This is a genomic window from Lysinibacillus sp. RU7 (assembly GCF_057837305.1).
In genome coordinates this window covers 21,922-47,817 of record NZ_JBYQFK010000003.1, presented here as the reverse complement: position 1 = coordinate 47,817, position 25,896 = coordinate 21,922, and the positions used below count along the sequence as shown (strand labels likewise).

Genomic DNA, 25,896 nt, shown 5'->3' with positions numbered 1-25,896 from the left:
GCCACATTAATACAGCAGTTCATATAAAACATCTGGGCGGTCTGTAATAATGCCGTCTATTTGTTGTTCGATTAATTTTTTCATCTGGCGCGGATGGTTGACCGTGTAGACATGTACTTTTAGCTGTTCTGCATGTGCTAAGTGAATAAGTGCTTCTGTTATCGCTTGTTGGGGAACGATAATACCATTTGCATATTCACGTACTTGTCGTAGTTTTTCGCGTGTCAGTTCATGCGTTCCTTCCTTTGTGAATAGTTGAAACAGGTGAATCGAGTGGTTTTCCTCCCGTAATAACCGTAAGCTTTTTGCTGAAAAAGACTGAATGATTAATGATTTATCGTGGAGGCGTCCTGCTGCTTGCAATTCTTTTAAAAGCGTCTCCTCCACACCATCACGTCGATTTTTTGTTTCGATATACAGTGGTGTTGTCGGATAGTGGGCGAGTACCTCTTGCAATGTCAAAATAGAAGAGTTACCCAATTCATTCGCTCGTTTTAGTTGTTTTAGCTCCGTTGCGGTATAATCTTGAATGGTCCGCCCATCGCTGTAGGAAGGAACTTTATCATGTTCGATGACTAATACATGATCTTTTGTCATTTGGGTATCAAATTCTAAATAATCTGCCCCTTGTGTTAACGCTAAATTATATGCCTCCAAGCTGTGCTCAGGTGCATAATAAGATGCTCCCCGATGTGCAATAATGAAAGGCTTATGTGTCGATGAGTCTCCGAAATTTAAAGTAAACAGCGTTGTAGCAATGATTACTGCTAAAAGAAAATACCATTTTTTCATCTTTTCATCTCCCTTTCTACTAGCTTACCCTGAAACGATCATTTGTTAAATTGCTGTGTGAATCGGCTATAATAAATAACGTGAAGGAGGCATTCAGTATGATTACTATTGGATTAACTGGTTGGGGAGACCATCCTATGCTGTATTCAGATGTGACATCTGCGCGGGATAAATTATTTGATTATAGCGGACACTTTCCAATTGTTGAAGTCGATACATCATTTTATGCGATTCCAAATAACAGACACGTAGAAAAGTGGTGTAGTGAGACACCGCATAATTTTCAGTTTGTTTTAAAAGCATATCAAGGGATGACAGGGCATCAGCGCGATGATTTGCCATATGAAACACGTAATGATATGTTTAACGCCTTTATAGAATGTGCACAATGCTTCCAAAAGCAAGGTAAACTGGCGATGATACTTGTCCAATTTCCCCCATGGTTTGATTGTACAGCAAAAAATGTGCAATACATGCGTTATGTAAAGCAACAATTGGTGCATTTACCAATTGCCATCGAATTTCGCAATCAAACATGGTACGCTAAAGATATGAAGCATAAAACACTTCAATTTTTACGTGAGAACGAACTCATTCATACAGTTTGTGATGAGCCACAAGCAGGAGCGGGTTCTGTCCCCCTTGTGCCCATCGCAACAGCAGATAAAGCACTTCTTCGTATACATGGTCGTAATATTCATGGTTGGCGCAATGCTGGAAATGCACAAAATTGGCGTAAAGTTCGCTTTTTATATGATTACAACGAGGAAGAGCTGCAAGGCTTAGCGGCCCATATTCGAGCACTACAGCAGCAAGCAAAAGACGTCTATGTGCTGTTCAATAATAACTCGGGTGGTCATGCGGCAATGAATGCGAAGCGACTGCAAGAGCTGCTTAGTATTGAATTTGAAGGTTTAGCACCGAAACAAATGAACATGTTTGAAGGAGAGTTTTAATGGAATTTTTATTGCTATTTGTCATCGCTACGGTTTCAGGGGTTATTGGTGCACTAGTAGGACTTGGCGGTGGTGTTATATTAGTTCCTGCTACATTATTCGTTGGCATGAATCTCGGGCTCATCCCAAATATTACACCACAAACGGTTGTAGGTCTTTCTGTCATTATGATGATTTTTATCGGAATGGCTTCGACGATGTCGTATATGAAATCCGGGACAGTCGATTTTAAAACGGGATTCATCTTTTTTGCGGGAAGTATCCCGGGAACCATTTTAGGAGCATGGGTCAATAAAGGGCTTGATTTGCCTTCATTTAATTTATATTTTGGTATTTTGCTTATTATTATCGCTACCATTTTAATTTTTCGTGATAAATTAAAACCAGTGAAATGGTTCGTGGAGCATGGGACAAAGTTTGAGTATATTGACGCGCAAGGCGAAAAACATATATATGGATATCCGATTTGGTTTGCACTTGCTTTAACTTTTGCTGTTGGATTTATGTCAGGCTTATTTGGTATTGGCGGCGGCTCTATGATTGTACCAGCTATGCTTATTTTATTTTTATTTCCCCCACATGTGGCGGTATCAACAAGTATGTTTTTAGTGTTCCTAACTGCCTTAGTGAACTCAGCTAGTCATATTGCGCTTGGCAATGTGCCGTGGCTGTATACACTCGCAGTCATTCCAGGTGGATACATAGGTGCCAAAATAGGTGCTACATTAAATAAAAAATTAAAATCAGAGCAATTAGTGTTTTCATTGCGGATTGTTCTATTATTACTTGGCATTCGTTCTATTTTAGATGCATTACTGTAGAAAGAGGTGATGGTGGTGCTCGAAAAAATTCATATTTTTCACACGAACGATTTACATAGCCATTTCGAATATTGGTTACGTATGCAGACCTTTATAAAAGAGCAGCGTCAGCTTCTCGCAAGCAAGGGTGAGGTTAGCTTTTTATTGGACATTGGGGATCATCTGGATCGTTCGAATATTTATACAGAGGCAACGCTCGGGAAAGGCAATGTTCAGCTTTTAAATGAGGCGGAGTACGATGTTGTAACAATTGGTAATAATGAAGGGATTACGCTGTCATTTGAGGAGTTATCGGCTCTTTATGAGGGTGCTCAATTTGATGTTGTGGTCGCAAATCTTAACGCCATCAAAGGGGACAATCCCAATTGGTTAAAGCCATATAGCATTTTAACGACTGTTTACGGTACTAAAATTGCTGTGATCGGTGCTACAGCGCAATTTGATGTGTTTTACCGTACACTGAATTGGGAAGTAACAGAGCCACGTAAAGCGCTGATTTTACTCGTGCAACAGTTAAGAAAAGAAGTCGATATCATTGTATGCTTATCACATCTAGGCATTACAGATGACGAATTACTTGCAAAAGAATGTCCAGGTCTTGATGTCATTTTTGGAGCACATACACATCATGTTTTTCCACAAGGGAAACTTGTCAATGGTGTGCTATTAACCGGTGGCGGTAAGTTCGGTCAGTTTACCGGACATTTAACGATTTCATATAACCATGACAAGCAGGGCATTGAGTCAATGGAGGAAGAGTTAATTGAGAACGGACAACTGACGATGGTGCCGGGAGAAGCTGAATTTGTATATAGTTTAGTAAAAAAGGGAGAAGCATTATTGTCGGAACCTGTTACGCAATTACCAAAAACATATTATAAAGAATGGTTTCATCACTCGCCTTTATCTCGGTTATTTGCCAAAGCGGTTTTTGATTATACAGATGCAGATTGTGTCATGTTTAATGCAGGGATTTTTGTTGAAGATTTGAAAAAAGGATATGTTAGTACATTTGATATGCATAAGATTTTGCCACATCCAATTAACCTTTGCTTAATGGAACTAACAGGAGCGGAATTAAAGGAAATGTATATGCAGGCGCAAAATGAAGAATGGCCGCAATTACAGTTAAAGGGCCTTGGTTTTCGCGGGATTGTGTTCGGAAAGTTATTGATGTATAACATCAGCATGAATAAGCAAAGAAAATTATTTATTGGTGATCAACAAGTAGAACCAACAAAAACGTATAAACTCGCAACGCTTGATTTATTTACATTTGGCTATTTCTTCCCTACATTTAAATACGCTAAAAAACAGTATTATTTACCAACTTTCTTACGTGATATTTTTTTGTCTTATTTACAAAACAAAAAATAACATGTTTTCAGCTACTTTCCTATTTATAGAAAGGGGATTATAATTTAGTTAACGTAATTACAAAGATGGGAGTTTACCAAGTTAATGCGATTAATATCAATCAATGTACTCAGATCTGGGATGATTGTCGGTAGAACGATTTGGAACGAAGCGGGTCATCCATTGCTCCAAAAGGGAGTAGTTGTAACAGATCGAATCCTACTACGACTAAAACAATTAAATATAAAATATGTTTATATTGAAGATAGCATATCATACGGTATCGAAATTGAAGAAACAGTAAGACCAGAAGTACGTAATAAAGTTGTCAACAAAATTACACAGTCATTCCAGTCTGTAAAAGTAGCAAAACGAGAGCAAGCTTCTTTTGTATTAGACCAACAATCAAAAGCGATTGGTACAATTGTTGAAGATTTATTGAGCTCCATCTTGGATAGTGAAGAAATTTTAACGGTTTTAACAGATGCTTACTTGTATGATGAATACTTATATCAACACTCATTTCAAGTTACTTTATATTCATTAGCCATAGCGAAAGAAATGGGTTATTCTTATGAGGATTTACGTTTAATCGGTATTGGCGCTATGTTGCATGATGTAGGGAAGCTGTTAATTCCGACTGATGTTTTATTGAAGCCAGGTCGCCTAACAAATGAAGAATTTGAAGTGATGAAAAATCACGCGCGTTATGGCTTTGATTTACTACGGAATTTGCACTCTGTTTCGTTGCTCGTTGCGCACTGTGCATTCCAACATCACGAACGAATTGACGGGAGCGGATATCCGCGTGGCCTTGTTGATTTTGAGATTCATCCATTTGCGAAAATTATAGGGGTAGCAGATGTATTTGATGCAGTAACGTCGAATCGTGTGTATCGGGAGAAATTATTACCTTCTCAAGGAATGGCTATCATTGAAGCTGGAAGTGGAACTATTTTCAGCCCACGTGTAGTAGAAGCATTGCGCAAAAGCGTAGTCCATTATCCAAATGGCACGATTTTGCTATTAGCAGATGGTCGACGTGGTGTAGTATTTAAGCAAAATACAGAGCAACCTGATCGTCCTTTTGTACGTATTTTTGAAGAAGATGATGAAATTTTGAATGCAACATATGAAATCAATTTAGCTGAAGTGCCAAGTCTCTTAATTGATAAAGTAGAGATGGATTACATAACACCTGTCGAATAGTCATTTCTCCCTTCTCATATTGTAGAGGAGGGGGATTTTTTTGTTTGCTAAACGGCGTAAGATGAAGTTTAAGAGGAGAAAAAAAGCTTCGGCCAAACTAACGATGTTATTTGTCAGTTTAGTTGTAATGGTCATTATGTCTTTGTATTATTTAAATAGTCGCATTATGCCGACGTATTTACAGTATGCCGAGGTACAAACAGAAAAGGTTGCTTCTTATGTTGTCAGCAAAGCGATTAATTCTCGCACTTCAAGTGTACTCGATGTAAATGATATTATTGTAGATCTTCCACCGGGTACAAGCGATAGTATGGTTACGACTAAGCTTAACACAGATATTATCAATCAAGTGCGAGCTGAGACGACAGCGCTTGTGAAAGAGTATTTAGAGCAAGCGGAGAACGGTGATTTATCACGTTTACCAAGCCTTGAAAATGTAGAGTATGATGTGGGGAGAATGGAAGCGGGGGATGGAATCGTATTTTTCGTGCCGATGGGGCAAGCGCTGAATTTACCCCTTCTTGGGAATTTAGGACCGACCATTCCAATTCGCTTTCATATCATTGGCAATGTGCACAGTGGTGTAGAATCAACAATTCGCGAATTTGGGATTAATAATGCCTATGTAGAGGTTAGTATACATTTAGAAGTAAATGTACAGATTATTATTCCGTTCGCCAGTAAATCTGCTAGGGTAGAACAGTATATTCCAGTTGCAATTGGTTTAATAAGGGGTACAGTGCCACATATTTATACAGGTGGAGGGGAAGGCGTACAGCCATCTTTAGAGGTTCCTATACCGTATGATTAGTATGGAAATAGTAGGATTATTTGAAAAGCCGGTTGTTGGGTGAGTTCATATATGTTACATTGACATCAGTAATGCAATATACAAAAATTTTGGGATATCAATAAGGGGCGGAAGTTCATGACATCTTGTAAACCAACGAACAACAAAGAAGAGCACTTACGAAAGCCGGAGTGGTTAAAGATAAAATTAAATACAAACGATGAATATAAAGCGCTGAAAAAGTTAATGCGCGAAAATAATCTGCATACGGTGTGCGAGGAAGCGCGTTGCCCAAATATTCATGAATGCTGGGGAGAGCGCCGTACAGCAACGATGATGATTTTAGGTTCCGTTTGTACACGTGCATGCCGTTTCTGTGCAGTCAAAACAGGATTACCGACAGAATTAGATTTAGCGGAACCAGAACGTGTAGCAGATTCGGTTGCCATTATGAATTTAAAACATGTGGTCATTACAATGGTAGCACGCGATGATTTAAAGGATGGTGGATCAGGTGTACTTGCAGAAACTATTCGTGCCATTCGCCGAAAGTCACCATTGACATCGATTGAAGTACTTCCGTCTGATTTAGGAGGAGTAGAGGAAAACTTACAACTACTAATGGATGCGAAACCAGATATCTTAAATCATAATATTGAAACGGTTCGTCGTTTAACACCAAGAGTACGTGCAAAAGCAAAATATGACCGTTCACTTGAATTTTTACGTAAAGCAAAGGAAATGCAGCCAGATATTCCAACAAAATCGTCCCTAATGATTGGCCTTGGTGAAACATGGGATGAAATCATTGAAGTAATGGATGATTTACGTGCAAATAATGTAGATATTATGACGATTGGTCAATATTTACAACCGACCAAAAAACATTTACCGGTAAAAAAATATTACTCGCCGCTTGAATTTGGTAAGTTACGTAAAATTGCCATGTCTAAAGGATTCTCGCATTGTGAGGCAGGACCATTAGTGCGTAGTAGCTACCATGCGGATGAACAAGTAAATGCTGCAGCGAAAGAGCGTCTACTACACGATTCGCAAACAAGTTGATTTCAAGCTGTACTTTGCTTTAACATGGTAATAGATTGGTGGTGTATTCATGATACTAGCAGAAGGCTATGTGTATGAGCTCATTGAAAATGTACGAGAGGGCTTTAAAGAAGAGGTTTTTATAGAGCGTTACTCGGATATTTTAGTGAAATATGATTATATCGTAGGTGATTGGGGATATGGTCAACTGCGGTTAAAAGGGTTCTTTGATGATAAAAATCAAAAAGCAACATTTGATACAAAAATTAGTACGCTTCAAGATTATTTATTTGAATACTGTAATTTTGGCTGTGCCTATTTTATCGTGAAAAAAGTAGGGAAGGCACCGACTGTTATGCCTACACAAGAAGAAATAAATCAGCCTATCGAATAAGCGGATCGAAAAGTGTACGTTTCGATCCGCAAAGATAAGACACATCTCGACCAAAATAGGTTGAGATGTGTCTTTTTAACTTAATAATTCACGTAAGTAGTCTCGTAAGTCTGTTGCTTCTTCTTCTGTTCGATTGTACACCTGTTCTAAGTAACCAGGCTCTTCGACATCGTCTGGTCCAATAATGGCAAAGCGACCAAATTGAATATCGAGTACAAGCACTTTTCCGAAGAAACGGCTACTTTGTAAAATCGCTAAATCATAGCGTTGCGTTTTGCCCGTAAAGCTCACAAAGCGCGTTTTTGTATCTTCAACATCATCATATAAGAAAAATCGTTCCATATTCGCGAAAGCTCCTTCCAATCCTCTATAATATGGTACTATATATAGGAAAACAGTATCAACATATATTGATTGGAGGCTGTACTTTATGTACTTCGTAGACCGCAACAAAATTACGTTAAATTTACAACATATGAATGAATTAATCACGGTGTTAGAAGCAAACACGGATTGGTTAGATTCAACTGTCAATAAATTAGCGCTACAACGAATCGGTCATAATTTAATGGAATCCATGATGGACGTCGGTAATTTAATGATTGATGGTTTCATTATGCGCGACCCAGGTAGCTATGAGGATATTATCGACATTTTAGTCGATGAAAAAGTAATTACACCTGAAATGGATGCTCCATTAAAAGTAGTAGTGGGCTTACGCAAAATGCTAGTACGTGAATTCATTCAAGTGAATGACGCGGAAGTACTACATGTTTTAACGACAAACTTACCAGCTATTAAAGCGTTCCCAGGGAAAGTGCAAGACTACTTAACAAATGAGCTAGGGCCTGTTTCTGCCTTTTTACCAGAGGACAAGTAAGATGAAACGTTTTTGCTTTGACCTAGATGGCACAGTGTACCGAGGGAAAACAGGTATTCCTACTGCGATAGCCTTTATAAAAGCATTACAAGCAGAAGGCAATGAACCATTTTATGTCACAAATAATTCTTCCAAAACACGTGAGCAGCTACAACAAGCATTACAAGCAATCGGTGTAGACGCACCTGTTTCGAATATTTATTCGAGTGCCTTATCAACAGCCAAGTACGTGGCTAAAAATTACAGTGAAGCAAAGGTGCGCGTAATTGGTGCAGATGGTATTCGAGCAGCACTTGAAGGCGAAGGCATTACGGTAACAGACGAAGGCGAAGTAGACGTGCTGGTGATGGGGATTGATCGGACAATTGATTATAAACGTCTTGCTGAAGCGTGCTTAACCGTGCAGCGAGGGGCAAAACTCATCGGTACAAATGAAGACATTCGTTTTCCGACAGAAGATGGTTTCGTACCAGGGAACGGCTCGTTTGTACGTATGGTTGCGAATGTATGCGGGGTGGAGCCGTTATTTATCGGGAAGCCGTCACCTGTCATGCTCGAAATGATTGCAGAAGAGCACGATATTGCACGCAATGATTTTGTCATGGTCGGCGATAATTATGATACGGATATTTTATGTGGTATTAACTACGGTTGTATTACCGTACATGTGGCAACAGGTGTCACAGCGCCGGAAGTGGTCAAATCAATGCCTGCACAGCCAACGTATATTGTAGAGGATTTAACTAAGCTACCGCGTCTATAAAAGACGCGGTTTTTAATTGTTTTTTTGAAAAAATCGAGAAACAAAGCTTCGTATTCATGCATAATAAAACAAAAAAGAGGGCATTTATAAGTTTAATCTAACGACATAACAAATTAGCCGTTTACCACATCGGATTTTCTTCGATATATGCATAAATTTTTTGAGTTAATTCATCAGCTGTATGTGCTTCGACGATATCGCCATTTACGACTGCATATAAGGAATTCGCGCATTTCGTACAATAACTTAAACAACCGTATTCTAACACATCAATATTTGGATCTTTTTCAAGTGCTTCGAATGTTTTTTGGGTACCATTTGCTAAATTGCTAATACAAAACTCTACCAATGGATTCATGTTGTGTCACCTCACAGTAAGTATGCTACTTGGATTTGGATTTTTCGTCAATTCGTACAACTTGTGAAAAACTTCACAAAACTACAATAATATATTGTGAAACATCTCACAATCGGCTATACTCATTTATGGATACTTTGTGAACATATTAGAATGGTAGAGTGTATAAAGGAGAACAATATGAAAAAATTAGTTTTATTAGGTGGCGGATACGGTAATATGCGTGTATTACTACGTTTATTACCAAATAATTTACCTCTTGATACGGAAATTACGTTAATAGATCGTGCACCTTTCCATAGTTTAAAAACAGAGTTTTATGCATTAGCAGCTGGTACTTCAACGGATAAGGAAGTACGTGTAGCATTTCCAGAACATGACCGATTAAAGAAGGTATATGGAGAAGTCGTACGAGTGGACCGTGAAGAAAAGGTCGTTTATTTAGAAGATGGCCACGTTGTAGAATATGACGATTTAGTCATTGGTTTAGGTTGTGAAGATAAGTATCACGGGGTACCTGGCGCGGCGGAGAACACATATAGTATTCAGACAATTGCTAAATCTCGCAGTACATTTGAAAAGTTATGTGGTTTAGCACCAGGTTCAACTGTAGCGATTGTAGGGGCAGGACTATCAGGTATTGAGCTGGCAAGTGAATTACGTGAAAGTCGAGCAGATTTAAACATTAAGCTATTCGACCGTTCACATCGTATTTTGCGCGATTTCCCAGAAAAATTAAGTAACTATATTAAATCTTGGTTTGAAAAACATGATGTTGAAGTAATCGCACAGTCGAACATTACACGTGTTGAACCGAATCTTTTATATAATCATGATCAAGTGATTGAGGCAGATGCGATTGTTTGGACAGCAGGTGTTCAACCTGTAAAAATTGTACGTGAGATGGAAGTAGAAAAAGATAAATTTGATCGTCCTATTGTCACACAATACTTCAACTTACCAAGTGACGAGCATATTTACGTCATTGGTGACTGTGCTTCATCGGAGTTACCACCGACAGCACAACTGGCAGAAGAACAAGCAGAGCGCGTTGTGAAAGTATTAAAAATGCGTTGGAGTGGTGGAGCATTGCCAGAAACAATGCCAGACATTAAGCTAAAAGGCTTTATGGGCTCTTTAGGTAAAAAACAAGGATTTGTATACTTAGCAGATACGACCGTTACAGGGCGTATCGCACGTTTAATGAAATCGGGTTTACTATGGATGTATAAGTATCAAAACCATAATTCATAATAATAAAAGGTGTCTCATAAAACAAATGAGACACCTTTGTATTATATGGAAGTATAACCCAGCTTCTCTAAAGCAGTAAATACAGGTTTAATCTGCACATACCCTTCACCCACTACTTCATTATTAATTAATACAAGTGGGTAAAAAAATTCATCTTCATGAATCCGATTTGCGTAATCCAAATCACGTGCATCTGTGAGTTCACTTTCTATGTCTATGTAACGGATTGTGTATGGTTGGTTGGGGAACTTACGATCAATTGCTGCTTGTAACCATTCGTATGTATCTTTAGATGATGGGGCGTTTACACAGCTCGCACATTGTATATCTGCACCATATACTTCAATCATCGCTTTTGTTTGTTCCATCATTATACCGACCTTTCATCATTCAACATTGGATTTTTTCGTTTCTTCACATTATAATGATTTTAGTGAAAGGAGTCGAGAGAAATGACAGAAACAGAACAAAAAGAACTAGTACAAGAAGTTTTAGATAAATTACGTCCGTTTTTACTTCGCGATGGAGGGGACTGTGAACTTGTAGATATCGAGGACGGCATCGTAAAATTACGCCTTTTAGGTGCATGTGGCAGCTGCCCAAGTTCTACAATTACATTAAAAGCAGGTATTGAGCGTGCACTTCTAGAGGAAGTACCAGGTATTATCGAAGTAGAGCAAGTATTCTAAAATAATAGCTCTTTTAAACTAGTAAAGGGGGTGTGTTGAAAGCTTTTACTTTCTGGATACCCCCTTGCTTTTTTATTTACCATTTATGTACGATCTGCTCGTACTAACTCCCATTGCTCTTTTGCCATTTCAACAAGTTTTGCCTCTCCGCCACCGGCACGTTGGCTTTCGATGACTTTCGAGAAGAAGCGAGTAGCATGCTCATAATCACCTAGTCGACGAGAAAGCTCTGCTATGATGTACATAATACGTACGCCAGACATTTGTGTATTGGCATAATCTTCAGTAGAAAAAGATTCCATATATTGGTCGCGTGCGATTTTTAAAAATCGTTGTTCCTGCCCATCATTTTTTAATGAGCGATAAAGCCATCCTAAACGTAACGCAAGGCCGGCTTTCGCTACCGATTTTTCTTTCTTAATATCCGCACAAAGTAAAGCCAGTTTATATGCTTGAATGGCTTGGAATACAGTTCGCTCTCCGTTGAAGTCGTGATGCACCCATTTTTTTGTGATTTGCTCATCGATTTGTTCTTTTATACCTGGGGCAAAATATTTCGTAAAGTCTTCGGTAAAAGAAAATCCGCAATGTTCACAAACGAACACATTATAGTACAATGCTTGTACATTTTCATCAGCGTAAATAGGTTGAAAGTCGCTTTCTGAGGAAGCGACTTTTATGAATTTAGAACGTACTTTTAATGTGGGGAAGCTCTTCTTGCAGTTCAAACAGTCTATTTTTTTTTCATAATAAGGTGATAGTTCCATTTCTCTAAACCCCTTAATCTATTATTCGTAAGACTATTATAACAGTATTTAGTAACGTGTCTGAATGATTTTTATTAATATTTTTTGAAACGCTTTTGTTGTCACAAGTTCCACACACTTGATATGATAAAAAAGAAGGAAGGTGACACGAATGACAAATGAAAAACAAGTAATTATTTTAACGGAAGCGGCCTCGTTTCAAGTAAAGGAAATGATGAAACATAACGAGGAGGAAGGTTCGTATTTACGTGTCGCTGTTAAGGGCGGCGGTTGTAGCGGACTTTCTTATGGCATGGCCTTTGATACAACAATTAACGAAGACGATTATTTAGATATGCAACATGGGTTACAAATTGTTGTAAGTCGTGAAGATGCACCTATTTTACAAGGTACGGAAGTTGACTTTAAACAATCACTCATGGGTGGTGGCTTCACAATCGAGAATCCCAATGCGATTGCTTCCTGTGGATGCGGCACAAGCTTTAAAGCAGCCCAGCGTGAAGGAACACCAGGCGATTGTGAATAACAATGAAAATAGGTAAACATAAGGAGCTGTCCTAAAGATAGGATGGCTCTTTTGAGTATCAAAAATAGAATGATAATCCCAAAAGTTTAAGTAAGAAATATCTAAACACATAGCGTAAACAAAAGAGGGATAAATGCTCTTTTTATTTCCTCTTTAGTATCCTCTTTTTTCACTTTTCTTCTATAATCAAACCACCTACTAATTAATGCGATATGCGTCTAACCGCGTGATAATGTAGGTACTATCACTCCCTATGTGCCAAAGCCGCTATCCATTGTATATAATCTACTTGAAAAAGGTTAATTCTGATGATGTTACTAGTAATTAGTGACTTACTTTGAATTATTGAAACGTTTGCTTTATCATAAGGCTATGGTAAAGGGTGAGGAGGTTGTCCAATGGATATGCTAGAAGTATTAGATAAGTTAGACCGAATAGAAATTTTGTATGAGCCAATTTATAGTGCAGATGAACATAGCATTGTTGCGTATGAAGTAACCGGGCGCATTGTAGACAAAGAAAAAGTAATCGATATTGAACAATTTACATATAGTGACGAAGTACCCGAAGAGATTAGAGCAGAAGTAGAGCAAATGGTTGTACGTCAAGCCATTGAATCTGCCTTACATGAAATTGACCAAATTGATCTATATATTCCATGTAATCCGAACTTATTAATGACTGATTTTGGCGAAAGTTATTTTTCCTTATTAAAAGAACTCATTCCTGAGCACAAACTGCATCATATTACACTGACGATGAATGAGCATCTGTTTAAAGGAGATATTAGACATGTACACCATGTCATCAAATACATTAAAACATATGGTGTGAAAATTGGTTTAGCGAATATTGGTGCACATAGCCAACTCAATGCGATTTTAATGTTAGAGCCGAGTGTACTAAGTATTAATGTAAGTGAGCTTAACTATAATAAGTGGGGCAGTCAAAATTATGTATTTACAACACTTCGCACACTTGCTTTGAAAATGGGTGCATCGCTTATGGTGAATGGTATTGATAACATTTACCAATTGCAACACGGTTGGAAAAATGGTGCCCGCTATTATAAAGGTGCTTATTTACAAAAGCCAGCGTCATCTTTTATCCCACGCGATACATTAAAACCACGTTTTCGTGATGAATGTGAGCAATTTATAGCGACGGAAAAAAAGCTACTGAAGCATAAATTAGAGGAATTAAAAAAACTCGAGAAAAAAATTACGTCAAGCGTGGAACAAATTGGTCCAACGAGTGATCAAGTAGAGAAATTAAATGAGCTGGCACAACAATTACAAGAGTATACATTCCGTTTATATATTTGTAATGGTGAAGGATTCCAAACGACACCGAATATTACATGGAAGCACAATCAGTGGATGCTTGAAGAAGAGGCGCTCGGCAAAAATTGGAGCTGGCGACCATATTTTTTACAAAATTTATTGAAAATGCGCCAAGATCAGGTAGCCAATCTATCATCTGCTTACTCAGATATTGAAACAGGAGAATTAACACGAACATTTAGTATGGCTTTACCTAATAATCAATATCTATTTATCGATATTTCCTACAATTATTTATATGAACACAATATTGTGAATTAATTTCTAAAAAGCCGCCATTCTATAAAGAAAGGGCGGCTTCAGTTGCATAAAAGTTTGAGTTGAGGTACATTTCCTAAAGTCATAATAATTCTTTATTCAGTAACTGTAACGGATATACGTGTTGAAATTTTTATAGTATATATTAATGTATTGAAATTACGCTGGAAAAGGGCTATTATAGTATAATAGTTAGGAATTAATGTCGAAAAATATGTCGACCTAGCGTAACAAACTACTGAAGTATATATTTTGTACTTCTTTTTTGTTTGTCTTGCGCTAGTACAATAAAATTAAAGGGGTTTTGATTCCAGTGAAAAGACCAACAATTTTAGTATTAGGCGCAGGGTATGGCGGATTGACTACTGTTGTTAATTTACAAAAGATGATCAGCGGTGATCAAGCAGAAATCATTTTAATTAATAAAAATGATTATCACTATGAAACGACTTGGTTACATGAAGTTGGAGCTGGTACTATTTCTCCAGACAAAGCCCGTTATCCAATTTCAAGCGTAATTAACCAAAACGTTCGTTTCGTACAAGCAACAGTTCAAGGTATTGATGTAAATACGAAAAAAGTTGATACATCTGCGGGTGAATTCACATATGACTATTTAGTAATAGGTCTTGGTTTTGAAGGTGAGACTTTCGGTATTCCAGGCCTAAAAGAGTATGCACTTTCTTTAGCAAACTTAAACGCTGCTCGTCAAATTCGTGAGCATATCGAATATCAATTCGCTTCTTGGTCATTAGATGAAGAAAAAGATGACAGCAAACTGACAATCATTGTAGGTGGTGCTGGCTTTACTGGTATTGAGTTACTAGGTGAGCTTGGTAACCGTGTGCCAGAACTTTGTAAAGAATTTGATATTCCACAAGAAAAAGTACGTGTACTTTGTGTAGAAGCAGCACCAATGGTATTACCAGGTTTTGATCCACAGCTTGTAGAATATGCAAAAACGCAATTGTCTAAAAAAGGAATTGAGTTTTCAATCGGCACACCGGTTGTAGAAGCAACTGAAGAGGGCGTTAAAATTAAAAAAGGTGAAGACGAGTTCGAATTCATCAAAGCAGGTACAGTGATCTGGGCTGCAGGAGTACGTGGTAACGCTTTAGTAGAAAGTTCAGGTATCGAAAACAACCGTGCTCGTATCGCTGTTCGTGAAGATATGCGTGCACCAGGTTTTGATGATGTATTCGTAGTAGGTGATTGTGCATTCCTTCTAAACAAAGAAGCGAACCGTCCATATCCACCAACAGCTCAAATTGCTATGCAACAAGCCGTAAACATCGCTAAAAACATCAAACACTTAATGAATGGCGAAGACACAGAAACATTTGTATATTCTGATAAAGGTGCAGTATGCTCTTTAGGTCATGAAGATGCAATTGGTGACGCATTAGGTCGCAAATATACAGGTAAAACAGCTTCTGCGCTGAAAAAAGTAGTTGACGACCGCGCATTATTCTTAGTAGGTGGCGTAGGTTTAACGCTGAAAAAAGGGAAGTTCAAATTCTTCTAATGTAATGCCTATGTAGCATTAAAAAGACAAAGCCACATTGATGGCTTTGTCTTTTTTTGGTTCAATACCTACACATCATCTTAAAAAGGATGGTGTTTTTCTTTATATGTACTACTACTACCCGCTATAATAGGTAGTAATTTATGTAAAGGGTTGATACAGGGATGAAAAAAGACCGAGGAAAAGTATGGCTAGGGGCATGTGGCATCGTTGAAAATAGCAAGGGCGAATGGCTGGTCGTCAAAAAATGCTATAGTGGGCTAAAAGGGCGCTGGTCACTGCCTGCTGGTTTTGTTCAAGAAGGAGAAACGATTGATGACGCAGCTGTTCGTGAAATAAAAGAAGAGACAGGTATTGACTGTATCGTCAAAGGGCTAGTTGGCTTTAGGACAGGAGTTATTCGTGGTGAAATCAGTGATAATATGGCGATTCTTTACTGCACTCTTGTAGACGATACGCAACCCATTATCGTGCAGGAGGATGAAATTTCAGAGGCGTGTTGGATGACGCCAGCACAATTAGCCGTTGATGAACAGGCTAATCAAATGCTCAAGGAAGTAGCGCAGAGTCAAGTAGAGCACCATATGTTAGATAATATGGATCATATCGTTCCGGAAGAAGTTTTCGGTTATACGAAATACAATTTGTTTATCAAAAAATAGACATGTGACAATAGAGGGACAAACTAAACAGGAACATTGAAAGCCTTCGATTTATCATGTAAACTTATGAAAGGAAAATTGGAGGGTTTACATAGATGAGTGGTTCTGTTTCTTTAGTTCAATTAATCATTTCAGTCGTGCTATTTTTCGTGATGTTTTTTGGTATCGGTTTTTTATTAAACATGTTACTTCGCATGACATGGCTTATGGCAATTGTGTATCCAGTTGTTGTTGTATTGATCGTAGATGAAGTCAGCTTCCTTGATTATATTTTTAAGCCAGGAACAGCATTCCCCGCATTAATGGATAAACTGCAAGCACTGCAAATTGTAGATATTGCGATTTTGTCTGGTGGATTTGCGGGAGCAATCGTTGCGGGAGTTGTTATGATTTACTTACGCAAAGCAGGATATAGAATGTTTTAACATGCATCATTTCGGTGCATGTTTTTTTATTGTCTTCCTGTTAATCCTCTTCTTGAAACATTAGATTAGTATTCCAATATAACGATTGACTTCAAAAATTTTCCTGCATCTTGTGAGTGAACTACCTTATTTACTTGCATTTTAGTTGAAAAATGCCTGTTTTCATTCAAAATAGAACGCTTTACGAGTAGCTGCTATGATAAAAAAGAGAGAAATTTACTAAAGAGAAGGCGTGTGTAATAAACGGAAAAGAGCGATTTTAGGGGAGAACATGGGTATAATCGCGCTTTTTTCGGGAAAATGCGTCATCATGCCAAAAGATGGGTATGTCCCTTTTTGATGTCGTTATTTATAAAAAAACGTAAATTTCTCTGTATCATAATAAGAAAAAAGGATAACGTGAGTTTTTTTAATAAGAAAATTATACATACATTAAAAAAATCGATTAAAACGCAAGTGGCTGATTTTGATATACGACTTAATTCAGGATAAGTGCCATTTTGAGTAAATAGTCCCGATTTGACGCTTATTTTAAATTAAGTTGTATCTCATTTTCGCTACATGACAAAATTAAGGTATTAAAAAAATCGATTTTAATGCGTAAGGGGAAAAATATTTGCGCTTTCTTTCTAGTAGGTGGTAGCGAGGCGACGGCTTACGTTTATAGCTGTACGTGTTCTTTTTTGATCGATGTGCGATTAACCGACGTAATAGACAAGACAACTGAGGAAGATCCCTGCTAAAGCACCTATTAATACTTCACTTCTTTTATGGCCTAACAAGGTTTTTAACTCCTCATTCTTTTCTTCTTCATTCATTTTAGGCCAGCGTGTAATATCGCGGAAAAAGATTTGTAAATCCCGACGAATCTCATTTAAGGCAGCCGCATGCTGTCCCGCTTGATAACGAATCCCACGAGCATCATACATGACAATCATAGCTAACATGGCTGCAACAGCAAAAGTAGGAGAATCAAAGCCCGTTTCAAACCCGACTGCCGTTGCTACACTTGTCACAGCAGCAGAATGAGAGCTCGGCATCCCTCCTGTAGACGTTAGTAGTGACCAGTCTACTTTCTTTGTCACAATAAAATAAATCGGGACTTTTAAAAATTGTACAAAAAGTATTGCCAATAATCCTAGGATCAGAGGAGTGTTTTGAAGGAGTGCCATCACATCATCCCTTTCAAAAGAAGTTGTCACCATCATATCATATTTTCCGAAAAGTGAAAAAAATTAAACTTCGCTAACCGAAATAATCGGGAAAGCGTTATAATAAAGTAGAAATGAATATTGAAGGGGGACTTTTATATGAAGATTATTGCCCAAAGTAAAACATTTTCATCTATAACGGCAGAAACGATCATTATTGGGGTGCAAAAACACCGTGAACAAATGAAAAATTGGCCAACGTTTAGTGCGTTTTTCGGTAGCGCATTAGATACATGGATTCGTGTAGGGGAAATTAGCTCAGATCGTAAAAAAATTATGAAGTTTCCTGTTACTACAGCAAATACCAATATAAAACGTGTAGTATTTGTTGGCTTGGGAGAAGGAAAAACAGTGACAAAGGAAAACTTACGTGAAACATTTGGTTTAGTAGGGAAAGAACTCAAAGCGCTAAAAGTGAATGACTATGCCATTTGGTTAGATTCATTCGTCACACCAGCAATGGCAGAAACAGATGTGGCATTCCTTGCAGCAGAAGGTATTCATATGGGCTTTTATACCGTACCAAATTATAAAACATCATCAAATGAAGCGGACACATATCTTGATGGTGTAGAATTTGTCACAACAGCTCATATGGAAGAAATGGTAGCTAGCTTTAACGAAGGGTGGATTTATGCAGAAGCGGTGAATGAAGCGCGAAGTTTAGTGAACTTACCACCTAATATGTTAACCGCGACAGACTTAGCGAATTATGCAGTAGAGCTAGCGAAGCAATATGATTTTGAAGTAGAAATTTTAGATAAAGCACAGCTCGAACAATTAGGGATGGGCGGCATTTTAAGTGTCAACCAAGGCTCAACGGAAGAACCACGTTTGATTACGTTGAAATATCAGGCGAAAGATAAGTGGGAAGATGTTATTGGCTTTGTTGGAAAAGGGGTCACATATGATACAGGTGGTTATTCATTAAAGCCGCGTGAATCAATGGTCGGTATGAAAGGGGATATGGGTGGTGCAGCCGCTGTTCTTGGGGCGATGAAAATTATTGGTGAAACACGTCCAAAGCGTAATGTTGTCGCGGTCATTGGGGCAACAGACAATATGGTGTCAGGTACTGCCTTTAAGCCCGATGATGTCATTACAACGTACAGCGGAAAGACGGTAGAAGTGCTAAATACAGACGCTGAAGGGCGTTTAGTGTTGGCAGATGCCGTCACATATGCTAAACAGCAAGGAGCCAACTACTTAATTGATGTGGCCACATTAACAGGTGGTGTCATTGTCGCGCTTGGTATGGATAAAACAGGTGCCTTAACGAATAACGACGAATTCTTTGAAAGCTTTATGAAGGCAGCAGCGGAAACAGATGAATTCGTTTGGCGACTACCACTTACAGAAAAAGACAAAAAACGTATTCGTAAATCTGATATGGCAGACTTAAACAACTCACCGGGGCGTGATGGGCATATGATTTTCGCTGGTGGATTTGTTGGCGAGTTTGCAGAAGACACACCTTGGATTCATTTAGATATTGCGGGGACATCGGATGCAAATGCGGCACATGACCTCGGCCCAAAAGGTGGTACAGGTGTTATGGTGCGTACATTGGCAGCGTTTGTTATGCAGGTAAACTAAAGTATAACGAGGCGTCATTGATTTGAAAGTGTTGAAAAGCATCGTGTCGCTTTATTGTTAGGCGATAGGGTGCTTTCTATTTGAAATATTTTAGTAAGCATAGGGAATAGGCGTATATCAAGTGCAATCCTAGTCTTTTATCATACTTTAATGTAGAGGAGGGATGTAATGTCACGCTTTTACGGAGGAGGGCCTCGTTATAACAGAGGACCAGGGCGCGGATTTTTCGGAGGACCGGGCTTTGGCGGAGCACTTTTTCCATTTGGAGGCCCATTTTTAGGCGGGTTTTTAGGTAGCTTTTTAGGAAATGCTATCTATCCACCATATCCGTCATACCCACCATACCCACCATACTCGCCATATGGACCGTATTCACCATACGGACCATACTCACCATATCCATACTATTAATGCTAACCATTTTTAAAACATAAAAAGCACACAAAGCGTAACATGAGCTTTGTGTGCTTTAACTTATTGAATCCCTTGTTCTTTTTTCATTCGTTCGATTTCTTCTTTTAAATCATCATGCACGGTACCTTTCCAAGGTTTAACACCCGCGATATACGATGAACGGCTCATAATATGTCCCCCAACAGGACCTGTAATGAAAATAAACAAAATCCCGAGTAGAATACGAGCATTGAAATGATCTTCAATGAGCCAAAAGTGGAAGAATACACCGAGTAAAATACACATAACACCAAGTGTTGCACTTTTTGAGGCAGCGTGGGCACGCGTATATAGATCAGGCAGTCGGTATAAACCGATAGCTGTGACGATGATAAATAATACACCGATCGCAATAAAAGCAATAACTAAAATATTAGCGAGAGTTGTCACGTTCGATAATATCTCCTTTCTCTATAAATCTAGAGAAAGCAACTGTACCGATAAACGATAAAATCGCTAACAATAAAATAATTTCCAAGAAGAAACTTGTATCTACCATGATCGAAAACAAGCCAACTAATGAAATTAAGCAGACCCCAATTGTATCCAGTGCAATGACACGGTCAGAAGCATTTGGTCCCTTGACGAGGCGATAAATAATAATAATCATCGAAAGCGTAATGAGGACAATGGAGCTCCAAATAAATATTGTCATAAGCGGCTCACCTCCAAAATAGCTTTTTCAAATGAATCACGAATGGATGCAATTGTGTCATCAATATCTGCCGAGTCAATCGCATGAATGTATAAGTATTTATTATCATCCGAAATATGCACGACGACTGTACCAGGCGTTAATGTAATTAAGCTTGAGAGTAGTGTTAGTTCCCATTCTTTTGTTAATGCTGTTTCATATTTAAAGAATGCTGGCTGCATATCCAATTTTGGCTTTAATACAACCTTTAATACCGCTATATTCGCGAGGACAAGCTCTTTTAGAAATAATAGCGTTAATTTTATCACGGACCAAACACGTTCCAAATACAGGCGCCCTGTAAAGAAGCGGCGCATAATCACAAGGGACAGTGCTCCTAAAAGAAAGCCGATTAAAAAGCCGTTTGCTGTAAAGTGATCTGATAAAAACATCCATAAAAATGCTAAGGAGAAGTTAAGTAAAATTTGCAAGGCCATGTTATTCTCCTCCTTTCATCACGGCATCGACATAAATCGTTGGATCGACAAGCATTTTCGCAGTATTGTCCATAAATGGTGTGACCCATTCTGCCCCCACACCGTATGCAATGGATATAATCACAAGTATAGCTGTCGGATAAAACATACGATTGTAGCGATGTTTCTCTATCGTCACACGTTCACCGTCACTCCCCCAAAACGCATAGATGAAAATGCGAATAACCGAAAGTAATACGACTAAACTAGAGGCTAAAATAAAAATACTACTCCAAATATTCCCTGCTTCGAAACCACCTTGTACAATTAATAGCTTTCCAACGAATCCGCTAAGTGGTGGAATACCAGCTAAACCGAATGCAGCAATTAAATAAAACCAACCAAGTGCGGGATATGTTTTCATTAGGCCACCCATTTTTCGTAAGTTGGCCGTGCCAGAGATATAAATAATCATCCCTACAAGCATAAATAGCACAGCTTTAATGATCATATCGTGTACTAAGTAGAACATTGCGCCTTCTAAGCCAATTTTATTCATTTGGGCAACACCAAATAAAATAACCCCAACGGCAATGACGATATTATAGATGATAATTTGTGTCGCATTGAATGTCGCAAGTGCACCGATGCAGCCAGCTACAATTGTTAGAACCGCTAGGATTAGTAGTAACTCATGCGTATACGCTACATCGTGTACAAAGAACAGTGTATATGTACGCATAATCGCGTAAACACCTACTTTTGTCAGTAATGCACCGAATAGCGCAAGCACTGGAATTGGTGCTGCACCGTATGAGCTAGGTAACCAAAAGTAAAGCGGGAAGATCGCTGCTTTTAAGCCAAAAACCATTAAGAACAACACAGCGATCGTTGTAATAATACCTGGCTGACCGATCTCAGCAATTTTCACTGAAATGTCCGCCATACTTAATGTGCCAATAACAGAATACAGATAGGCCACTGCAATAACAAATAAAGCAGATGAAATGACATTCACTAAAATATATTTAATCGATTCACGGAGTTGTTTTTTTTCTCCACCGAGCACAATCAATAGGTAAGAAGACATTAACAACACTTCGAAGAATACGAATAAGTTGAAAATATCGCCTGTTGTAAATGCCCCTGTTACCCCAGTTAAAATAAATAATAAGCCAGGGTAGTAGAAGAATTGTTCTCGCTCACGTCCAATTGTTTCAAAGCTATACCAAGCAATGAAGAACGCGAGAACGAATGTTGTAAACACTAATAATGTAGACATGCCATCAGCGACCATTGTAATCCCAAATGGTACAGGCCAGTTCCCGAATGTAACGGATTGAATACCATCCGTTTTTACTTTCAACATGACAAGGAACGAAATGGACGAAGCACAAAATAGTGTAAGTAACGTTAAAATACGCTGTAGTCGTATATTGTTTTGTAAAAACATTAATACCATCCCCATGAAAAATGGGATGATAATCGGAATTAATAGGAAGTTAATCATCCTCTTCACTTCCTTTCATCTTAGTCGTATCGTCTGTGCCAAGTTCTTGATACGAACGATAAGCGAGTACGAGGAAGAATGCTGTAACCCCAAACGAAATAACAATTGCTGTTAAAATAAGCGCTTGTGGAAGCGGGTCAACATAGCTTGTGACACCATCTGCTAATACAGGTGGATGGTCACCACCAAAGCCCCCCATTGTTAAAATGAGTAAGTGTGCCCCGTGACTGAGTAAACCTGTTCCAATAATAATGCGCAGAAGGGAACGCGATAAAATTAAGTAAATCGCAGCCATAAATAAGAAGCCGCACACAAAAGCCATTACAATTTCCATTATTCATCCTCCCCAATCGTTTGAATAATGGTCATTGTCACACCGACAACAACTAAAAATACACCAAGATCAAACAATGCTGCTGTATGAAGTGACGTCTTGCCGATTAACGGTAAGTTAAAGTAATCATAAGAATGTGTAAAGAAGGGCTTGTTTCGGAACATTGGGAATGCAGCCGTTCCTAACGCTAAAATGAGCCCCGTTGCTGTCATATACATGTAATTTAGCGGCAAAATCGCTTGTACGGTTTTTAAATCATAAGCGATTACAAGTAAAACAATGGCACTTGCCATTAAAAGCCCACCTACGAAACCGCCACCGGGTGTATAGTGTCCTGCAAAGAAAATATGCACAGCAAAGAAGAAAATCATAAAGAACACAATTTTAGACGTAAATTGCAAGATTAAATTATTGGTTCTCATTTGCTTTCTCCTTTCTGTTTAAGCGTAATTTAATCATCGCATAAATGCCCATCCCAGCAATCCCAAGAACCGTAATTTCAAATAGTGTATCAAATCCTCGGTAGTCTACTAAGATTACGTTAACGATATTACCGCCACCTGCAAGAGAGTATACCGTTTCCTTATAGTACTCTGAAATTGATGTGATCAATTTCTGTGAGTGGGCGGATAAAGCAAGTAATGTAACCATTGCCCCAACGGCAATCGCAATAATTGCTCGTCCAATTTGGAAGCGCATACGTTCTTCGACGCGCTCAAGCTTTGGTAAATGGTAAAATGCCATTAAAAATAGAGCAACCGAAATGGTTTCGATGACAAGTTGTGTGAGTGCTAAGTCCGGTGCATTGAAAATAACGAAGAACAACGCGACTGTATAGCCGACTGCACCAAGACCGACAATCGCTGTAATACGAGTTTTGGCTAATAGTGTTGTCAGTGTTCCGATGACAAGGACAACGATTAGTATGATGTCATAAATCGCGATTGGCGAAACGTTTTCAAATGATACGACAAAAGCATCTGTAATAAACAAAGTACCAATAACAATCACGGTAATCGCTGCAAACATATACGTTAAATATTTGCGAATGGAACCAGTCATATAGAGTTTAGAAAAGCTCTCCATGCCTTCTTCTAATACACCATTCATGATGAAATCATACAAATTATTGAATGATAGCTTATTTGGCCATACATCGTATGCTTTTTGCCATTTGGCAAGCGATACAAATAGCAGTAAGCCGATAATGACTACACCGATTGTCAGCTGTAATTCTGGTGTAATATGCCCGTGCCAAGCTTGTACATGTACATCTATTTGCTCAGGTGATGTATAAAGGAATGGCTGGATTGCTGCCACAGCAGGCTTCACAAAATACTCTCCAATAATATTTGGGATGAAAAAAATCGCCACAACAAAGCTTGCTAAAATGACCGGTGAAACTAACATACCGACCGGTGCTTCATGTGGTTTCTTTGGTAGTTTTTCTAGTTGTAATTTACCTGTAAACGTTTTAAACACAAAGTAGAAGCTATACACAAATGTAAATACACTTGCTACCCAAGCAATAATCGGGAATAGTACACCAAAAGTTTCAAAATTGAATAAGTTGAAATCTTGAACCGAAAGCATGGCTGTTAAAAACATTTCTTTACTCAAGAAACCGTTAAATGGAGGAAGTCCTGCCATTGAGAAACTACCAATTAATGCAACAGTAAAGCTGACAGGCATTAAGCTCATTAAGCCGCCGAGTTTGCGAATATCCCGCGTACCTGTTTCATGGTCGACAATCCCAGCAATCATGAATAAGCTTCCTTTAAATGTCGCATGGTTAATCAAATGGAAAATCGCTGCGAACCCAGCGTATTTAAATACAGTGCTTGCCGCATCTTCTACATGGAAGGCCATCGCACTGACGCCTAATAAGGACATAATCAGACCGAGCTGACTCACTGTTGAGAAAGCTAAAATACCTTTTAAGTCCGTTTGTTTTGCGCCAAATAAAGAGCCCCACAATAATGTTAATAACCCGATTCCTGCAACAAGCCAAATCCATACTTCTGACACCGCGAAAATAGGGGTAAAACGAGCAACTAAGTAAATGCCTGCTTTCACCATTGTGGCAGAGTGAAGATACGCTGATACAGGTGTAGGCGCTTCCATTGCATCTGGTAACCAGATATAGAACGGGAACTGTGCGGACTTTGTAAATGCTCCAAGTAAGATGAGTACTAAGGCTAATGTGAAATATTCGTGGTTAGCAATAGTACTAGCATTGGCAATCAATTCACGAATAGAGAAAGAATCACCCATGATGGACAGTAAAACGAAGCCCCCAAGCATCATTAAACCACCAGCAACCGTAATCATCATCGACTTTAAGGCACCGAAGCGAGACTTATCTCGATTAAACCAGTAGCCAATAAGCAAGAACGATGAAATCGATGTTAACTCCCAAAATAAATAAAGTGTAATGACATGGTCAGATTGTACGACCCCGAGCATCGCAGTCATAAACATTAATAGATAAATATAGAAGTTATGCAGTTGTTCCTTCGTTTTATCTAAATAAAAGATCGAATACAGCACCACTAATGAGCCAATTCCTGTAATTAAAATAGAAAAAAGTATGCTCAATCCGTCTAAATAAGAAGTGAAAGCAATATTTAATGACGGAATCCACTCGAATGTAGAGATAGCGGTATCTCCATTCATCGTTGTTTTAACAAATGGAATATAGTAGCCTAGTAAAGCGAGTGGCACTAGCAGTACAAACCATCCCGTGTGTATCGCTCGAACTTTTTTAAATAGTAAAGGTAACAAAAGTGCTGCAATTATCGGAATGAATATGGCAAGTACTTGCATTGCAATGCCTCCTTTCAAATGTGTTTTATATCAATAAGCCAATT

30 protein-coding genes and 1 pseudogene are annotated in these 25,896 nt (G+C 38.5%); 18 read left to right on the top strand and 13 right to left on the bottom strand.

Annotated elements, in window-relative coordinates:
• Positions 1–6: 6 nt before the first annotated feature.
• Positions 7–792 (bottom strand): glycerophosphodiester phosphodiesterase, encoded by a 786-nt coding sequence (locus AC3II9_RS03205; RefSeq protein ID WP_489153066.1) that lies wholly within the window; start codon positions 790–792, stop codon positions 7–9.
• Between the two features lie 98 nt (positions 793–890).
• Here AC3II9_RS03205 and AC3II9_RS03200 point away from each other — a divergent pair, with 98 nt between their 5' ends.
• From AC3II9_RS03200 to AC3II9_RS03170, 7 genes are all read left to right on the top strand, one after another.
• Entirely contained in the window at positions 891–1,748 is an 858-nt protein-coding gene (locus AC3II9_RS03200) for a DUF72 domain-containing protein (protein ID WP_489153065.1), read from the top strand.
• Entirely contained in the window at positions 1,748–2,569 is an 822-nt protein-coding gene (locus tag AC3II9_RS03195; RefSeq protein WP_431027686.1) for a sulfite exporter TauE/SafE family protein, read from the top strand. Before AC3II9_RS03200 ends, AC3II9_RS03195 begins: the two co-directional genes overlap by 1 nt.
• Before the next feature lie 15 nt (positions 2,570–2,584).
• Complete coding sequence (locus tag AC3II9_RS03190) at positions 2,585–3,946, top strand: bifunctional metallophosphatase/5'-nucleotidase (protein ID WP_489153063.1); 1,362 nt, start codon at positions 2,585–2,587, stop codon at positions 3,944–3,946.
• Positions 3,947–4,030: 84 nt separating this feature from the next.
• Positions 4,031–5,134 (top strand): HD-GYP domain-containing protein, encoded by a 1,104-nt coding sequence (locus tag AC3II9_RS03185; protein ID WP_489153061.1) that lies wholly within the window; start codon positions 4,031–4,033, stop codon positions 5,132–5,134.
• A gap of 61 nt (positions 5,135–5,195) precedes the next feature.
• Positions 5,196–5,945: a sporulation protein YunB gene (yunB, locus tag AC3II9_RS03180; protein ID WP_489153318.1), complete on the top strand. Its 750-nt coding sequence runs from the start codon at positions 5,196–5,198 to the stop codon at positions 5,943–5,945.
• Positions 5,946–6,062: 117 nt separating this feature from the next.
• A complete protein-coding gene (gene lipA, locus AC3II9_RS03175) occupies positions 6,063–6,989 on the top strand; it encodes a lipoyl synthase (protein WP_391373233.1) in 927 nt (308 codons plus the stop codon).
• 49 nt (positions 6,990–7,038) lie between these two features.
• On the top strand, positions 7,039–7,362 hold the full coding sequence (locus AC3II9_RS03170; protein WP_489153060.1) for a YutD family protein: 324 nt from the start codon (positions 7,039–7,041) through the stop codon (positions 7,360–7,362).
• A 75-nt stretch (positions 7,363–7,437) separates the two neighbouring features.
• Here AC3II9_RS03170 and AC3II9_RS03165 read toward each other — a convergent pair whose 3' ends face one another.
• The gene (locus AC3II9_RS03165; RefSeq protein WP_489153058.1) at positions 7,438–7,704 is read right to left on the bottom strand and encodes a DUF3055 domain-containing protein; all 267 of its coding nucleotides are present in this window, start codon (positions 7,702–7,704) and stop codon (positions 7,438–7,440) included.
• Between the two features lie 88 nt (positions 7,705–7,792).
• Between AC3II9_RS03165 and AC3II9_RS03160 the strand changes: the two genes are divergently transcribed.
• Both AC3II9_RS03160 and AC3II9_RS03155 read left to right on the top strand, forming a co-directional pair.
• Positions 7,793–8,242, top strand: a complete 450-nt coding sequence (locus AC3II9_RS03160; protein ID WP_391373225.1) for a DUF86 domain-containing protein — start codon at positions 7,793–7,795, stop codon at positions 8,240–8,242.
• A gap of 1 nt (position 8,243) precedes the next feature.
• A complete protein-coding gene (locus tag AC3II9_RS03155; RefSeq protein WP_489153056.1) occupies positions 8,244–9,005 on the top strand; it encodes a TIGR01457 family HAD-type hydrolase in 762 nt (253 codons plus the stop codon).
• A 121-nt stretch (positions 9,006–9,126) separates the two neighbouring features.
• Here AC3II9_RS03155 and AC3II9_RS03150 read toward each other — a convergent pair whose 3' ends face one another.
• The gene (locus AC3II9_RS03150) at positions 9,127–9,363 is read right to left on the bottom strand and encodes a YuzB family protein (protein ID WP_489153054.1); all 237 of its coding nucleotides are present in this window, start codon (positions 9,361–9,363) and stop codon (positions 9,127–9,129) included.
• Positions 9,364–9,543: 180 nt separating this feature from the next.
• On the opposite strand from AC3II9_RS03150, the gene AC3II9_RS03145 reads away from it, so the two are divergent.
• Positions 9,544–10,617: an NAD(P)/FAD-dependent oxidoreductase gene (locus AC3II9_RS03145; protein ID WP_489153052.1), complete on the top strand. Its 1,074-nt coding sequence runs from the start codon at positions 9,544–9,546 to the stop codon at positions 10,615–10,617.
• A 41-nt stretch (positions 10,618–10,658) separates the two neighbouring features.
• Here the strand turns inward: AC3II9_RS03145 and AC3II9_RS03140 are convergent, their stop codons facing one another.
• On the bottom strand, positions 10,659–10,985 hold the full coding sequence (locus AC3II9_RS03140; protein ID WP_489153050.1) for a YuzD family protein: 327 nt from the start codon (positions 10,983–10,985) through the stop codon (positions 10,659–10,661).
• Here AC3II9_RS03140 and AC3II9_RS03135 point away from each other — a divergent pair.
• Positions 10,984–11,306: pseudogene (locus AC3II9_RS03135) on the top strand (NifU family protein). The gene AC3II9_RS03140 and the pseudogene AC3II9_RS03135 overlap by 2 nt on opposite strands.
• Positions 11,307–11,389: 83 nt before the next feature.
• On the opposite strand, the gene AC3II9_RS03130 reads toward AC3II9_RS03135, so the two are convergent.
• On the bottom strand, positions 11,390–12,073 hold the full coding sequence (locus AC3II9_RS03130) for a DUF2225 domain-containing protein (protein WP_489153048.1): 684 nt from the start codon (positions 12,071–12,073) through the stop codon (positions 11,390–11,392).
• 151 nt (positions 12,074–12,224) lie between these two features.
• Here AC3II9_RS03130 and AC3II9_RS03125 point away from each other — a divergent pair, with 151 nt between their 5' ends.
• The 5 genes from AC3II9_RS03125 to AC3II9_RS03105 all read left to right on the top strand — a co-directional run bounded on the left by AC3II9_RS03125 (position 12,225) and on the right by AC3II9_RS03105 (position 16,812).
• Entirely contained in the window at positions 12,225–12,599 is a 375-nt protein-coding gene (locus tag AC3II9_RS03125) for a HesB/IscA family protein (RefSeq protein ID WP_391373209.1), read from the top strand.
• 398 nt (positions 12,600–12,997) lie between these two features.
• The gene (locus tag AC3II9_RS03120; RefSeq protein ID WP_489153046.1) at positions 12,998–14,203 is read left to right on the top strand and encodes an EAL-associated domain-containing protein; all 1,206 of its coding nucleotides are present in this window, start codon (positions 12,998–13,000) and stop codon (positions 14,201–14,203) included.
• A 310-nt stretch (positions 14,204–14,513) separates the two neighbouring features.
• On the top strand, positions 14,514–15,725 hold the full coding sequence (locus AC3II9_RS03115) for an NAD(P)/FAD-dependent oxidoreductase (protein ID WP_489153044.1): 1,212 nt from the start codon (positions 14,514–14,516) through the stop codon (positions 15,723–15,725).
• A gap of 164 nt (positions 15,726–15,889) precedes the next feature.
• Entirely contained in the window at positions 15,890–16,387 is a 498-nt protein-coding gene (locus tag AC3II9_RS03110) for an NUDIX domain-containing protein (protein ID WP_489153042.1), read from the top strand.
• Between the two features lie 95 nt (positions 16,388–16,482).
• Positions 16,483–16,812: a YuiB family protein gene (locus AC3II9_RS03105; RefSeq protein WP_489153040.1), complete on the top strand. Its 330-nt coding sequence runs from the start codon at positions 16,483–16,485 to the stop codon at positions 16,810–16,812.
• A 698-nt stretch (positions 16,813–17,510) separates the two neighbouring features.
• Here the strand turns inward: AC3II9_RS03105 and AC3II9_RS03100 are convergent.
• The gene (locus tag AC3II9_RS03100) at positions 17,511–17,984 is read right to left on the bottom strand and encodes a divergent PAP2 family protein (protein WP_489153038.1); all 474 of its coding nucleotides are present in this window, start codon (positions 17,982–17,984) and stop codon (positions 17,511–17,513) included.
• A gap of 138 nt (positions 17,985–18,122) precedes the next feature.
• On the opposite strand from AC3II9_RS03100, the gene AC3II9_RS03095 reads away from it, so the two are divergent.
• Both AC3II9_RS03095 and AC3II9_RS03090 read left to right on the top strand, forming a co-directional pair.
• Positions 18,123–19,619 (top strand): leucyl aminopeptidase, encoded by a 1,497-nt coding sequence (locus AC3II9_RS03095; RefSeq protein ID WP_489153036.1) that lies wholly within the window; start codon positions 18,123–18,125, stop codon positions 19,617–19,619.
• A 168-nt stretch (positions 19,620–19,787) separates the two neighbouring features.
• Positions 19,788–20,030, top strand: coding sequence for a hypothetical protein (locus AC3II9_RS03090; RefSeq protein WP_489153034.1), 243 nt, complete (start codon positions 19,788–19,790; stop codon positions 20,028–20,030).
• Positions 20,031–20,093: 63 nt separating this feature from the next.
• Here AC3II9_RS03090 and mnhG read toward each other — a convergent pair whose 3' ends face one another.
• From mnhG to AC3II9_RS03055, 7 genes are read right to left on the bottom strand one after another with little or no spacing between them, the layout of a single operon-like run.
• The gene (gene mnhG / locus AC3II9_RS03085; RefSeq protein WP_489153032.1) at positions 20,094–20,462 is read right to left on the bottom strand and encodes a monovalent cation/H(+) antiporter subunit G; all 369 of its coding nucleotides are present in this window, start codon (positions 20,460–20,462) and stop codon (positions 20,094–20,096) included.
• Positions 20,446–20,727 carry a Na(+)/H(+) antiporter subunit F1 gene (locus AC3II9_RS03080; protein ID WP_489153031.1) on the bottom strand — a complete coding sequence of 94 codons (282 nt, stop codon included), beginning with the start codon at positions 20,725–20,727 and terminating at the stop codon, positions 20,446–20,448. The genes mnhG and AC3II9_RS03080 overlap by 17 nt, the downstream gene beginning before the upstream one ends.
• A complete protein-coding gene (locus tag AC3II9_RS03075) occupies positions 20,724–21,203 on the bottom strand; it encodes a Na+/H+ antiporter subunit E (protein ID WP_489153029.1) in 480 nt (159 codons plus the stop codon). The genes AC3II9_RS03080 and AC3II9_RS03075 overlap by 4 nt, the downstream gene beginning before the upstream one ends.
• Before the next feature lies 1 nt (position 21,204).
• A complete protein-coding gene (locus AC3II9_RS03070) occupies positions 21,205–22,692 on the bottom strand; it encodes a Na+/H+ antiporter subunit D (protein ID WP_489153027.1) in 1,488 nt (495 codons plus the stop codon).
• Positions 22,685–23,026: a Na(+)/H(+) antiporter subunit C gene (locus tag AC3II9_RS03065; RefSeq protein ID WP_489153025.1), complete on the bottom strand. Its 342-nt coding sequence runs from the start codon at positions 23,024–23,026 to the stop codon at positions 22,685–22,687. Before AC3II9_RS03065 ends, AC3II9_RS03070 begins: the two co-directional genes overlap by 8 nt.
• Positions 23,026–23,448, bottom strand: a complete 423-nt coding sequence (locus AC3II9_RS03060; protein ID WP_489153023.1) for a Na(+)/H(+) antiporter subunit B — start codon at positions 23,446–23,448, stop codon at positions 23,026–23,028. The genes AC3II9_RS03065 and AC3II9_RS03060 overlap by 1 nt, the downstream gene beginning before the upstream one ends.
• The gene (locus AC3II9_RS03055) at positions 23,435–25,852 is read right to left on the bottom strand and encodes a Na+/H+ antiporter subunit A (protein WP_489153022.1); all 2,418 of its coding nucleotides are present in this window, start codon (positions 25,850–25,852) and stop codon (positions 23,435–23,437) included. The genes AC3II9_RS03060 and AC3II9_RS03055 overlap by 14 nt, the downstream gene beginning before the upstream one ends.
• Positions 25,853–25,896: the final 44 nt, after the last annotated feature.

Excerpts from the sequence above, each read along its gene's own strand:
- AC3II9_RS03205 (WP_489153066.1), bottom strand. The coding sequence starts at position 792 with ATGAAAAAATGGTATTTTCTTTTAGCAGTAATCATTGCTACAACGCTG.
- AC3II9_RS03200 (WP_489153065.1), top strand. The coding sequence starts at position 891 with ATGATTACTATTGGATTAACTGGTTGGGGAGACCATCCTATGCTGTAT.
- AC3II9_RS03195 (WP_431027686.1), top strand. The coding sequence starts at position 1,748 with ATGGAATTTTTATTGCTATTTGTCATCGCTACGGTTTCAGGGGTTATT.
- AC3II9_RS03185 (WP_489153061.1), top strand. The coding sequence starts at position 4,031 with ATGCGATTAATATCAATCAATGTACTCAGATCTGGGATGATTGTCGGT.
- yunB (WP_489153318.1), top strand. The coding sequence starts at position 5,196 with ATGAAGTTTAAGAGGAGAAAAAAAGCTTCGGCCAAACTAACGATGTTA.
- lipA (WP_391373233.1), top strand. The coding sequence starts at position 6,063 with ATGACATCTTGTAAACCAACGAACAACAAAGAAGAGCACTTACGAAAG.
- AC3II9_RS03170 (WP_489153060.1), top strand. The coding sequence starts at position 7,039 with ATGATACTAGCAGAAGGCTATGTGTATGAGCTCATTGAAAATGTACGA.
- AC3II9_RS03165 (WP_489153058.1), bottom strand. The coding sequence starts at position 7,704 with ATGGAACGATTTTTCTTATATGATGATGTTGAAGATACAAAAACGCGC.
- AC3II9_RS03160 (WP_391373225.1), top strand. The coding sequence starts at position 7,793 with ATGTACTTCGTAGACCGCAACAAAATTACGTTAAATTTACAACATATG.
- AC3II9_RS03155 (WP_489153056.1), top strand. The coding sequence starts at position 8,244 with ATGAAACGTTTTTGCTTTGACCTAGATGGCACAGTGTACCGAGGGAAA.
- AC3II9_RS03150 (WP_489153054.1), bottom strand. The coding sequence starts at position 9,363 with ATGAATCCATTGGTAGAGTTTTGTATTAGCAATTTAGCAAATGGTACC.
- AC3II9_RS03145 (WP_489153052.1), top strand. The coding sequence starts at position 9,544 with ATGAAAAAATTAGTTTTATTAGGTGGCGGATACGGTAATATGCGTGTA.
- AC3II9_RS03140 (WP_489153050.1), bottom strand. The coding sequence starts at position 10,985 with ATGGAACAAACAAAAGCGATGATTGAAGTATATGGTGCAGATATACAA.
- AC3II9_RS03130 (WP_489153048.1), bottom strand. The coding sequence starts at position 12,073 with ATGGAACTATCACCTTATTATGAAAAAAAAATAGACTGTTTGAACTGC.
- AC3II9_RS03125 (WP_391373209.1), top strand. The coding sequence starts at position 12,225 with ATGACAAATGAAAAACAAGTAATTATTTTAACGGAAGCGGCCTCGTTT.
- AC3II9_RS03120 (WP_489153046.1), top strand. The coding sequence starts at position 12,998 with ATGGATATGCTAGAAGTATTAGATAAGTTAGACCGAATAGAAATTTTG.
- AC3II9_RS03110 (WP_489153042.1), top strand. The coding sequence starts at position 15,890 with ATGAAAAAAGACCGAGGAAAAGTATGGCTAGGGGCATGTGGCATCGTT.
- AC3II9_RS03105 (WP_489153040.1), top strand. The coding sequence starts at position 16,483 with ATGAGTGGTTCTGTTTCTTTAGTTCAATTAATCATTTCAGTCGTGCTA.
- AC3II9_RS03100 (WP_489153038.1), bottom strand. The coding sequence starts at position 17,984 with ATGGCACTCCTTCAAAACACTCCTCTGATCCTAGGATTATTGGCAATA.
- AC3II9_RS03095 (WP_489153036.1), top strand. The coding sequence starts at position 18,123 with ATGAAGATTATTGCCCAAAGTAAAACATTTTCATCTATAACGGCAGAA.
- AC3II9_RS03090 (WP_489153034.1), top strand. The coding sequence starts at position 19,788 with ATGTCACGCTTTTACGGAGGAGGGCCTCGTTATAACAGAGGACCAGGG.
- AC3II9_RS03080 (WP_489153031.1), bottom strand. The coding sequence starts at position 20,727 with ATGACAATATTTATTTGGAGCTCCATTGTCCTCATTACGCTTTCGATG.
- AC3II9_RS03075 (WP_489153029.1), bottom strand. The coding sequence starts at position 21,203 with ATGGCCTTGCAAATTTTACTTAACTTCTCCTTAGCATTTTTATGGATG.
- AC3II9_RS03070 (WP_489153027.1), bottom strand. The coding sequence starts at position 22,692 with ATGATTAACTTCCTATTAATTCCGATTATCATCCCATTTTTCATGGGG.
- AC3II9_RS03065 (WP_489153025.1), bottom strand. The coding sequence starts at position 23,026 with ATGGAAATTGTAATGGCTTTTGTGTGCGGCTTCTTATTTATGGCTGCG.
- AC3II9_RS03060 (WP_489153023.1), bottom strand. The coding sequence starts at position 23,448 with ATGAGAACCAATAATTTAATCTTGCAATTTACGTCTAAAATTGTGTTC.
- AC3II9_RS03055 (WP_489153022.1), bottom strand. The coding sequence starts at position 25,852 with ATGCAAGTACTTGCCATATTCATTCCGATAATTGCAGCACTTTTGTTA.